Here is a 10,500-nt window from a genome sequence, read left to right on the forward strand (position 1 = left end):
GGTGCCCTCGGCGGGTCGCCGCCCACCCGGCATGCCGCCGGTCACCGGGCGTCCGCCAGGGTGGCCCGGACGCCGTGACGTTCCAGGGCGGTGAGCCAGCCGGTCACCTCGGCACGGAACTCGTCGTCGTCGGCCAGGTCGGCCGGGAACACCTCGCGCAGCGCGAAGACCGCGTCGACCACCCCGGCCGGAGTGTGCGCTCCGGCGGCCAGCGCGGCACGCAGCCGGTCGGCGAGCGGGTCGTCCAGCGGCAGCGGCCGGCCGTCGTCGGCGTACCCGAGCAGGAACCGCAGCCAGGCGGCCACCACGAGCGCGCTCCACCGCGCCGACCGGCCGGCCGCCCGCAGGTCGGCGACTGTGTGCAGCACCCGCTGCGGCAGCTTCTGCGAGCCGTCCATGGCGACCTGCGTCGTCCGGTGCCGGATCGCGGGGTTGGCGAAGCGGGCGAGCACCTGCTCGCCGTAGTCGGTCACGTCGGCGCCGGGCGGCGGGGTGAAGCTCGGCGTGATCTCCTCGGCGAGCAGCCGCCGCAGCACCGCCTCCAGGTGCGGCAGCGCCAGCGCCTCGGCCACCGTCTCCGCGCCGGCCAGCGCGCCCAGGTACGCGATGGCCGAGTGCACGCCGTTCAGCGCCCGCAGTTTCAGCCGCTCCCACGGGCCGGCGTCGTCGGTGAGGATCGCGCCGGACCGCTCCCAGGCCGGACGCCCGCCGGGGAAGTCGTCCTCGATCACCCACTGCGACCACGGTTCGGCGGCGACCGCCGCCAGGTCGGTCACGCCCAGCGCCCGCCGGGCGGTGTCCCGGGTCTCGTCGGTGCTGGCCGGCACGATCCGGTCGACCATGGTGCCGGGGCAGGTCACTGCCGCCAGGACCCGCTCGGCGCTCGCGTCCGGCACCCGGGCCAGCGCGAGGCACTGCTCCACCAGGCCGCGCAGCCGGCGCCCGTTGGCGGGCAGGTTGTCGCAGCTCACCAGCGCGATCGGCCCGGCGTCGGCGGCGGCGCGGGCGAGCAGCCCGCGCACCAGCAGACCCGGCACGGTACGCGGGGGACGGCCGGTGGTGAGGTCGGCGGTCAGGTCCGCGTCCACTGTGAGCGCGGCGGTCACCGGGTCGAGCCGGTACGCCTTCTCGGTCACCGTCAGCGTGACCACCCGGATCGCCGGGTCGGCGAGCAGGCCGGACACCGCGTCCGGGTCGCTCGCGGCGTGGCGTACCCCGGCGAGAGCGCCGACCACCCGGGTCGCCGCGGCGTCGGGGGCGAGCGTGGTGACGCTGAACAGGCAGTCCTGCGCGGCGAGGGCGTCGACCACGTCGGTGCTGCGCGGGGCGACGCCGACGATGCCCCAGTCGCCGCCGGCCGCGCCGACCGCCGCCTCGGTGTGCACGGCCTGGTGGGCGCGGTGGAAGGCGCCGACGCCGAGGTGGACGATGCCGGCGGGCACGGTGCCGGGGCGCAGCAGCGGCCGGGACTCCGGCGGCAGGTGGCGCAGCGTGGCCAGGCCGAGCCGGCCGGGGGTCAGCGCCATGCCGGGCCGTCCGGGAAGCGGAACCGCGCGATCGACTCCTGGCGCATGGTGGAGCTGTAGCCGGGCTCGGTGGGCAGCAGGTAGCGGCCGCCCCGGGTGCGGACCGGGTCGGTGAAGTGCTCGTGCAGGTGGTCGACGTACTCGACCATGCGGCCGTCCAGGCTCGTGCCGACCCGCAGGTGGTCGAAGATCGCGAGGTGCTGCACGTACTCGCACAGGCCCACACCGCCCGCGTGCGGGCAGACCGGCACGCCGAACTTCGCCGCCAGCAGCAGTTCGGCGAGCACCTCGTCCACGCCGCCGACGCGGCAGGCGTCGACCTGCATCACGCCGATCGCCTCGGCCTGGAGCAGCTGCTTGAAGATCACCTTGTTGGCGGCGACCTCGCCGGTGGCGACCCGGCAGCGTCCGCCGGTCAGCTCGGTGACCGCGCGGGCGATCCGGGCGTGCCCGAGCACGTCGTCGGCGTGCGTGGGCTCCTCGATCCAGTACGGGTCGACAGTGGCGAGCACGCCCATCGCGGCGATCGCCTCGTCCACGTCCCACACCTGGTTGGCGTCCATCATCAGCAGCGCGTCCGGGCCGATCTCGGACCGGATGATCCGGGCCCGCCGCAGGTCGTCCTCGATCCGCCCGCCGACCTTCATCTTCATCGCGCGCCACCCCGCGGCGTACGCGTCGCGGGTCAGCGCGCGCACCCGCTCGTCCGGGTAGCCGAGCCAGCCGACCGAGGTGGTGTACGAGGGGAACCCGTCGCGTTCCAGCCCGGCGAGCCGGTCGGCCAGGCCGTCGCGTCCCTTGTCGAGGATGGCCGCCGCCTCGTCGGGGGTGAGCGCGTCGGTGATGTGGTGGAAGTCGACTGTCGCCACCAGCTCGTCGGTGGGCATCTCGGCGAGGAACCGCCACATCGGCTTGCCGGCCAGCTTGGCGCGCAGGTCCCAGACCGCGTTGACGAGCGCGCCGGTGGCCATGTGGATGACGCCCTTCTCCGGGCCGAGCCAGCGCAGTTGCACGTCGGCGGCCAGGGAGCGCCAGAACGCGACCGGTTCGGCGGCGATCTCGGCGACGGTGCGTCCCCGCACGTGGTGGGCGAGCGCGCGGACCGCCGCGCAGGTGATCTCGTTGCCCCGCCCGTTGGTGAACGTGAACCCGGTGCCGGTCGGGCCGCCGTCGGTGGTCAGCTCCACGTACGTGGCCGAGTAGTCGCCCCGGTTTATCGCGTCCGAGCCGTCGCCGCTGGCGGCGGTGGGGAAGCGCACGTCGTGCACCTCGACGTCGACGATTGTGGTCATGCGGGTCCACCTCCGAACTTGAAGACCTGCTTGGGCAGCCGGTACGCCAGGTCGACGATGGTCTCGGCGGCCTCGTCCCCGGTCAGGCGGTGCTCGGCGACGAGGCGGGCCAGGAATCCGGCGTCGACCCGGCGGGCCACGTCGTGGCGTACCGGGATGGAGCAGAACGCGCGGGTGTCGTCGACGAACCCGGCGGTGTTGTAGAAGCCGGCCGTCTCGGTGACCGCCTCCCGGAACCGGCGCAGCACCTCGGGGGAGTCCAGGAACCACCAGGGCGCGCCGAGGCGCAACGCCGCGTACCCGCCCGCGAGCGGCGCGAGTTCCCTGGTGAACGTGTCCTCGTCGAGCGTGTAGAGCACCACCGTGAGCCGGGGGTCGTTGCCGTGCGCGTCCAGCAGCGGGGCGAGGGCGTGCACGTACTCGGTGGCCTGCGGCACGTCCCCGCCGACGTCGCGGCCGTGCCGGGCGTGCAGCCACCGGTTGTGGTTGCGGACCGCGCCGGGGTGCAGCTGCATGACCAGGCCGTCGTCGAGCGACATCCGGGCGAACTCCAGCAGCATGTGCGCCCGGAACGCCTCGGCGTCGCGCGTGTCGGCCAGGCCGCGCCGGCCCCTGTCGTAGAGCGCGGCGGCCTGCGCCGGACTGAGATCGAGGGTACGGGCGGTGGGGTGCCCGTGGTCGGACGAGGTGGCGCCGGCGGCGGCGAACGCCTCCCGCCGGGCCCGCAGCGCGGCCAGGTATCCGGCGTACGTGCCGGTGTCCTCGCCGGAGACCTCGGCGAGCCGGTCCACGTTTGCCGCCCAGTTGCCGAACTCCATGTCCACCACGTCGTCGGGGCGGAACGTGGTGACCACCCGCCCGCCCGGCCCGCCCCAGCCGTCGGCGGCGAGCTTGGCGTGCCGGCCCAGGTCGTCCAGCGGCGACTCGGTGGTGGCGAGCACCTCGATGCCGAAGCGTTCGAACAGCGCCCGGGGCCGGAACCCCGGTTCGGCCAGCCGGGCGGCGAGCGCGTCGTAGACGTCGTCGGCGGTGGCCGGGCCCAGCGGCGTGTCGACGCCGAACACGTTCCGGAACGTCTGCTCCAGCCACAGCCGTGACGGGGTGCCGCGGAACAGGTGCCAGTGCGCGGCGAAGCGCCGCCAGACGGTCCGCCCGTCGGTCTCCACCGGGCTGCCGTCGACGCTCGGCACGCCCAGGTCGGCCGGGGGTACGCCCTGGCTGAGCAGCATCCTGGTCAGGTAGTGGTCGGGCACGATCAGCAGCCGGGCCGGGTCGGGGAACGGCTGGTCCTCGGCCAGCAGCCCGGGGTCGACGTGCCCGTGCGGGGAGATGATCGGCTGCTGGGCGGCGAGCGCGTACAGCTCGCGCGCCAGGGCGCGCAGGCCGGGCTCGGCGGGCAGCAGCAGATCGCTGGGGGAGATGATCGGCACGGGGGCGGGCTCCTCGGTCAGGGCAGGGTGAGCAGGTCGGCGACCCGGACGGGCACGCCGGTCTCCAGCGAGCGGTTGGCGGCCAGGCCGGTGAGCAGCGCCAGTGCGCCGTCGCGGGCGGTGGCGGCCCGGCCGAGCGGGTCGGGTTCGCCGCCGAGCAGCACCCGGGTCATCCGGGTGTCCGCGCCGCCGTGCCCGCGCCGGGTCCAGCCCTCGACCGGGATCTCCTGCGGCGGCGCCCAGAACGGGCGCAGCGTGAGCCGGGCCGCGCCCCGCTCCACCGCCGCCTCGTCGCCGTGCAGGGCCGCGCCCTTCAGGGCGCCGGCGACGGCCGGGCTGACGTGGTCGCTCTCGGTCACCTCCAGTTCGAGGCGGCCCCGGCTGCCGTTGACCATCACCCGGTAGCCCTCCCAGGGGGCGTACGCGGTCAGGTGGTAGGTCATCGTCGCGCCGGTGTCGTAGCGGGCCAGCAGGGCGAGGTCGTCCTCGATGGTCACGCCGGGGGCGAAGACGTTGCGGTCGCGGTGGTAGCCGTCCTCGGCCTCGGCGTCGAGGTACAGCTCGCGCAGCCGCGGGTGGTCGGCGAGGCGCAGCGCGAACGGGTCGCCGTCGGCGGCGGGGGAGCCGTGTGCCCGGTCGTAGTCGCGGGCATAGCCGTGCCGGCGGCCGTGGGCGCCGTAGAAGAACAACCTGCCGTACGCGTGCACCTCGACCGGGCGGGCGTCGAGCCACCAGTTGACCAGGTCGAAGTGGTGGCCGGACTTGTGCACGAGCAGCCCGCCGGAGACGGACTTGTCGCGGTGCCAGCGGCGGAAGTAGTCGGCGCCGTGGCGCACGTCGAGCAGCCACTCGAAGTGCACCGATCCGATCTCGCCCACCGCGCCGTCGGCGAGCAGCCGCCGGACCTGCTCGTGCAGCGGGTTGTAGCGGTAGTTGAACGCGACTGTGACGCGCCGGCCGGTCTCGGCGACCGCGTCGAGGATGCGGCGGCACCGGTCCGCGTCGACGGTCATGGGCTTCTCCACGACCACGTCGCAACCGGCCCGTAGCGCCGCCGTCACGTACTCGTCGTGGGTGGCGTCCACGCTGGTCACCAGCGCCACGTCGACGCGTTCCGTCGCGAGCATGGCGGTGAAGTCGGCGGCGGCGTACGTGGGCACCGGCGGGTGGCCCAGCTCGGCCAGCCAGCGGTTGTGCGCGTCCATCCTCGTCTGGTTGACGTCGGCGAGCGCGACCAGCTCGGCGGTGTCGGCGTGGTCGAGCGCGAGGGCGCGGACGAACATCTCGGCGCGCGCTCCGGCACCCACCAGGGCGTGGCGGACCCGTTCCCGGGCCGGTGGTGACATGACGTCGGCCTCCCCGGCAGTCGGCTGCAAAGGTTTGCAGCCGAAGAAACCACGACGATGGATACGTCGTCAACGGTTGCCGGCCAAGCCGCCCTATCCATCCGCATTGATCAGCATTCATGCGTGCGATGGGAACGCCGGCGAAATCGAGCCGCAACAATGGACCGTTGACACGGGCGCAACCGTTTGCATTAATGGGCGGCACCCGTGACGCCCACCACATCGGACGAGGGAGCCCGCCGTGCCAGCCACCATCCGGGACGTCGCCCGCGCCTCCGGTGTGCACATCTCCACCGTGTCCCGGACGTTCTCGGCCCCGCACCTGGTCAACCCGGAGACCCGGGTCCGGGTGCTGGCCTGCGCGGAGGACCTCGGCTACCGGCCCAACCGGGCCGCCCGGGCCCTCATCACCGGCCGTACGCACAACATCGGCCTGATCGTGGCCGACATCGCCAACCCGTTCTTCCCGCCGCTGATCAAGGCGGCGGAGGGGCAGGCCCGGCACCGCGACTACCACGTCTTCGTGGCCGACACCAACGAGGACCCGGTCGCCGAGGAGGACCTGGTCCACGCCCTGGCCAAGCAGGTCGACGGCGTGCTGCTGTGCAGCCCTCGGATGAGCAACAGCCTGATCGAGCAGGTCAGCCGCGAGGTCCCGGTGGTGGTGATAAACCGCCAGGTCGCCGGCCTGCCCTGCGTGATGATGGACGTCGGGCAGGGCGCCCGGGCCGCGATCGAGCACCTGCTCGGGCTCGGCCACCGCCGGATCGCGCTGCTCGGCGGCCCGCGCGGCTCCTGGACCGCCCGGGAGATGCGCCGCGCCGCGACCGCCGCCGCCCGGGGCGGGGGAGCGGAACTGACCATTCTCGGACCCAACCAGCCCACCGAGACCGGCGGCGGCGCCCTGGCCGAACAGGTACGCCGCAGCGGCGTCACCGCCGTGCTCGCCTACAACGACCTGATGGCGATCGGCCTGATCGAAGGGCTGGACGCGATCGGGGCGCGGGTGCCGCACGACGTGAGCGTCGTCGGCGTCGACGACATCGCGCTGAGCCGGCTCACCCGCCCCAAGTTGACGACGGTGGCCACGCCGACCGCGGCCGCCGGCCGGACGGCCGTCGACATGCTGCTGCAACTCGACTCCGACGCGCCACGCGGCGCCCGGGGCCGGGGCCCGGCGGCCGGCGACCGTCGCACCACCGCACAGGTAATGCTCCAGACCGAACTGGTCGTCCGCGACTCGACCGGGCCCGTCCCCGCGCCCGGCCGGGACGGCACCGGAGCCTGAACAGGTGGCCCGGGCCCGCACAGCACTGCGGACCCGGGCGGCCCGTGGACGGCCGCCGGTGACGTCGTCGCCTCCCACAGCCGAGGAGTGAGCGCAGATGCACCCCGCAACGTCCCCCACCGCCGGCGTACCCGCCGGGCGGGATCACCGTACCCCTCTGACCCGACGCCGACTCGTGCGCGGCCTGGCCGCCGTCGCGCTCGCCGTGCCCCTCGCCCTGGGCGCGGCCGGCTGCGGCGACGACTCCGCCGGCGGCGACGGCGGCCCGGTCAAACTCTCCGTCTTCTGGTGGGGCGGCGAGGCCCGGGCCAAGCTCACCGAGGACGCCCTGGCCCTCTACACCAAGAAGCACCCGGACGTGACGTTCGAGAAGACCTGGCAGGCCAACCAGGGCTACTTCGACAAGCTCGCCACGCTGACCGCCGGCGGCAACCCGCCCGACCTGTTCCAGATCGACGACAACTACCTGGCCGAGTACGCCGGCCGCAGCACCACGCTCGACCTGGGCAGCTACCGCGACTCCGGCAAGCTCGACGTGTCGAAGTTCCCCAAGAGCCTGCTGGAGTACGGCGTGGTCGACGGCAAGCTCGCCGGGGTGGCCGCCGGGGAGAACACCCAGGGCCTGGTCTACAACAAGACGCTGCTGACCAAGAACGGGCTGCCCGAGCCGACCACCGGGATGACCTGGGAGGAGCACATCGCCTGGGCCGAGCAGGTGGCGAAGAAGACGAAGGTGCCCGGCACCCAGGACCCGAGCGCCGACTACAAGGCGCTCTGGGTGTGGCTGCGTCAGCAGGGCAAGGACCTGTACAAGGGCAAGGAGCTCGGCTTCACCGTCGAGGACGTGACGAGGTGGTTCGAGCTGTGGAAGGGCGCGCGGGACCGGGGCGCCACCCCGACGCCGGACGTCATCCACGAGGGCAACGCCACCGACATCACCAAGCAACTAGTGGTCACCGGCAAGGCGGCCACCTCCTGGGTCTGGGCCAACCAGATGCCGGACCTGAAGAAGAACACCAAGGACGAGCTGGGCGTGATCGCGTACCCGGGTGACCCGAGCGCCCAGTGGGCGCGGGCCTCGATGTACTGGTCGGTGTTCAAGGGCAGCAAGCACAAGGACGTCGCCGTCGACGTGATCAACTTTCTGAACAACGACCCGGAGGCGGTGGCGCTGCTCGGCACCGACCGTGGCCTGCCGTCCAACATGGACCTGCGGGCCAAGGTCAGCGAGACCACCACCGACCCGGCCATGAAGCAGTCCATCCAGGTCGAGTCCGAGCTGGCGCAGAAGTTCGGCGCCTCGCCGCAGGTGCCGATCAAGGGCCACAGCAAGGTCAAGTCCGAGCTGACGAAGGCCGCCGAGAACGCCCAGTACGGCCGTGCCACCCCGGCCCAGGCGGCCGAGCAGTTCGTCACCGCCTGCAAAGCCGCGATCGCCTGACCCCACGAAAGGACCGGTCCCGTGGCTCTCACCACGGTGCCCGGCCGGACCCCGCGTACCGGACCGGCCGGCCCCCGCCCCACGCGGCGCGGGGCCGGCCGGGCCCGGCTCGGCGAGGGTCTGGCGGGGTACGTCTTCCTCTCGCCCTGGCTCATCGGACTGATGGGCGTCACGGCGATCCCCATGTTGCTCTCGCTCTGGCTGAGCTTCACCGACTACGACATCCTCACCCCGCTGTCCGAGGTGCGGTGGGTGGGGCTGGCCAACTACGAGCGGATGTTCACCGCCGACCCGTCGTACTGGCACGCGGTGCGGGTCACGCTGACGTTCGCGCTGATCGCGGTGCCGCTGAAGCTGGCCGCCGCGCTCGGTGTGGCGCTGCTGCTCAACCGCGCCTGGCGCGGCGTCGGGCTGTTCCGCAGCCTGTTCTACCTGCCGTCGCTGCTCGGCGGCAGCGTCGCGCTGGCGATCGTCTGGGTAAACATGTTCAACCGGGACGGCGCGTTCAACTCGTTCCTCGCCCTGTTCGGCGTCGAGGGGCTGCCCTGGGTCGCCGACCCGGACTGGGCGCTGGAGACGCTGATGGTGCTGGCGATCTGGCAGTTCGGCGCACCCATGGTGATCTTCCTGGCCGGGCTCAAGCAGGTGCCCACCGAGCTGTACGAGGCGGCGGCCGTCGACGGCGCCGGGGCGTGGCGGCGCTTCCGCGCGGTCACGCTGCCCATGCTCTCCCCGGTGATCTTCTTCAACCTGGTGCTGGAGACGATCAACGGCTTCCAGGGCTTCACCGCCGCGTTCGTGCTCAGCAACGGCACCGGCGGCCCTGTCGACTCCACCCTCATGTACACGCTGAAGCTCTACATCTCCGGCTTCACCGACCTGGAGATGGGCTACGCCTCGGCGATGGCGTGGGTGTTCCTGGTGGCGATCGGCCTGGTCACCGCCGTCTTCTTCAGCACCGGCCGGTTCTGGGTGCACTACTCGGACGGAGACGACTCATGACGGCCCTCGCCACGACCCGCCGCCGTCCGGGCGGCGGCCGGAGCGTGCTGCGGCTGGTCGTGCTGGTGGCGATCGTCGCGGTGGTGCTCTACCCGCTGTTCTGGATGCTCGGCACCTCGGTCAAGTCGCAGGCCGAGATCGCCAGCAACGTCGGCCTGCTGCCGGAACGGTTCACCCCCGGCAACTACCTCGACGGCTGGACCAACTTCGACATCAGCTTCGGCCGGTTCTTCCTCAACAGCGCACTGGTCAGCGGGCTCACCGTCGCCGGCAACGCGCTGTCCTGCCTGCTCGCCGCGTACGCCCTGGGCCGGCTGCGGTTCCGGCTGCGCAAGCTGTGGTTCGCCGTCATGATCGGCACGCTGCTGCTGCCCGGGCACGTGCTGATCGTGCCGCAGTACATCCTGTTCCGCAGCCTCGGCCTGGTCGGCGGCGACTGGCCGTACCTGCCGCTGCTGGTGCCGCAGTTCCTGGCCACCGAGGCGTTCTTCGTCTTCCTCATGGTGCAGTTCATGCGCGGCATCCCGCGCGAGCTGGACGAGGCGGCCACCATCGACGGCGCGTCCCCGTACGGCGTGTTCCGGCACGTCATCCTGCCGCTGAGCCGTCCGGCGCTGGTCACCACGGCGATCTTCTCGTTCATCTGGACCTGGAACGACTTCTTCCGGCAGCTGGTGTTCCTGTCCAGCCTGGAGGACTACACAGTCCCGGTGGCGCTGACCCTGTTCATCGACTCGACCAGCCAGAGCGCCGTCGGCCCCATGTTCGCCATGTCCGTGCTGTCGCTGCTGCCGGTGTTCCTGTTCTTCCTGGCCTTCCAGCGGATGCTCGTCGAGGGCATCAACACCAGCGGGCTGAAGGGATGACCGCCGTGCCCGCCTCCACCGACGCCCTGCCCGCCCATCCCGACACCGTGCCGGCCCGCGCCGACTGGCGGGACACGCTGCGCGAGGCGACCGACCTGGCGCTGCTCGGCTTCGCCGTGGCGCTCGCCGCGCTGCCGGTGCTCACGCTCGCCCCGGCGCTCGCCACGGCCAGCGCCGCGCTGCACGACAGGTCGGTCACCGGCGCCTGGCCCGACGCGCGGACCAGCCTCACCCGGTTCGGCCGCGCGCTGCCCGCCGGGCTCGCGGCCAGCGCCGTCGCGCTCGCCGCCGCCGCGCTGCTCGCCGCCG

The 10,500-nt window shown here is 73.0% G+C and carries 8 protein-coding genes and 1 pseudogene; 5 read left to right on the forward strand and 4 right to left on the reverse strand.

What is annotated here, in order from left to right:
* Positions 1-41: 41 nt before the first annotated feature.
* The 4 genes from AB0D28_RS07295 to AB0D28_RS07310 are packed head-to-tail and all read right to left on the reverse strand — an operon-like array spanning position 42 to position 5,594.
* On the reverse strand, positions 42-1,526 hold the full coding sequence (locus AB0D28_RS07295) for a mannitol dehydrogenase family protein (RefSeq protein WP_357383207.1): 1,485 nt from the start codon (positions 1,524-1,526) through the stop codon (positions 42-44).
* Positions 1,517-2,818 carry an enolase C-terminal domain-like protein gene (locus tag AB0D28_RS07300; protein WP_357383209.1) on the reverse strand — a complete coding sequence of 434 codons (1,302 nt, stop codon included), beginning with the start codon at positions 2,816-2,818 and terminating at the stop codon, positions 1,517-1,519. The genes AB0D28_RS07295 and AB0D28_RS07300 overlap by 10 nt, the downstream gene beginning before the upstream one ends.
* Entirely contained in the window at positions 2,815-4,248 is a 1,434-nt protein-coding gene (gene uxaC, locus AB0D28_RS07305; RefSeq protein WP_357383211.1) for a glucuronate isomerase, read from the reverse strand. Before uxaC ends, AB0D28_RS07300 begins: the two co-directional genes overlap by 4 nt.
* A 17-nt stretch (positions 4,249-4,265) precedes the next feature.
* A complete protein-coding gene (locus AB0D28_RS07310; protein WP_357383213.1) occupies positions 4,266-5,594 on the reverse strand; it encodes a Gfo/Idh/MocA family oxidoreductase in 1,329 nt (442 codons plus the stop codon).
* Between the two features lie 241 nt (positions 5,595-5,835).
* Here AB0D28_RS07310 and AB0D28_RS07315 point away from each other — a divergent pair, with 241 nt between their 5' ends.
* The 5 genes and pseudogenes from AB0D28_RS07315 to AB0D28_RS07335 form a co-directional block, all read left to right on the forward strand.
* Positions 5,836-6,882, forward strand: coding sequence for a LacI family DNA-binding transcriptional regulator (locus AB0D28_RS07315; RefSeq protein WP_357383215.1), 1,047 nt, complete (start codon positions 5,836-5,838; stop codon positions 6,880-6,882).
* A gap of 97 nt (positions 6,883-6,979) precedes the next feature.
* Entirely contained in the window at positions 6,980-8,323 is a 1,344-nt protein-coding gene (locus AB0D28_RS07320) for an extracellular solute-binding protein (RefSeq protein ID WP_357383217.1), read from the forward strand.
* A 21-nt stretch (positions 8,324-8,344) separates the two neighbouring features.
* The gene (locus tag AB0D28_RS07325) at positions 8,345-9,325 is read left to right on the forward strand and encodes a sugar ABC transporter permease (protein WP_357383219.1); all 981 of its coding nucleotides are present in this window, start codon (positions 8,345-8,347) and stop codon (positions 9,323-9,325) included.
* Entirely contained in the window at positions 9,322-10,191 is an 870-nt protein-coding gene (locus AB0D28_RS07330) for a carbohydrate ABC transporter permease (RefSeq protein WP_357383220.1), read from the forward strand. The genes AB0D28_RS07325 and AB0D28_RS07330 overlap by 4 nt, the downstream gene beginning before the upstream one ends.
* Positions 10,188-10,500, forward strand: a pseudogene (locus tag AB0D28_RS07335) (hypothetical protein); the annotation flags it as partial. The gene AB0D28_RS07330 and the pseudogene AB0D28_RS07335, both read left to right, overlap by 4 nt.

Origin of the sequence: Micromonospora sp. NPDC048169 (assembly GCF_040652815.1) — a bacterium.
Classification (GTDB): Bacteria; Actinomycetota; Actinomycetes; order Mycobacteriales; family Micromonosporaceae; genus Micromonospora.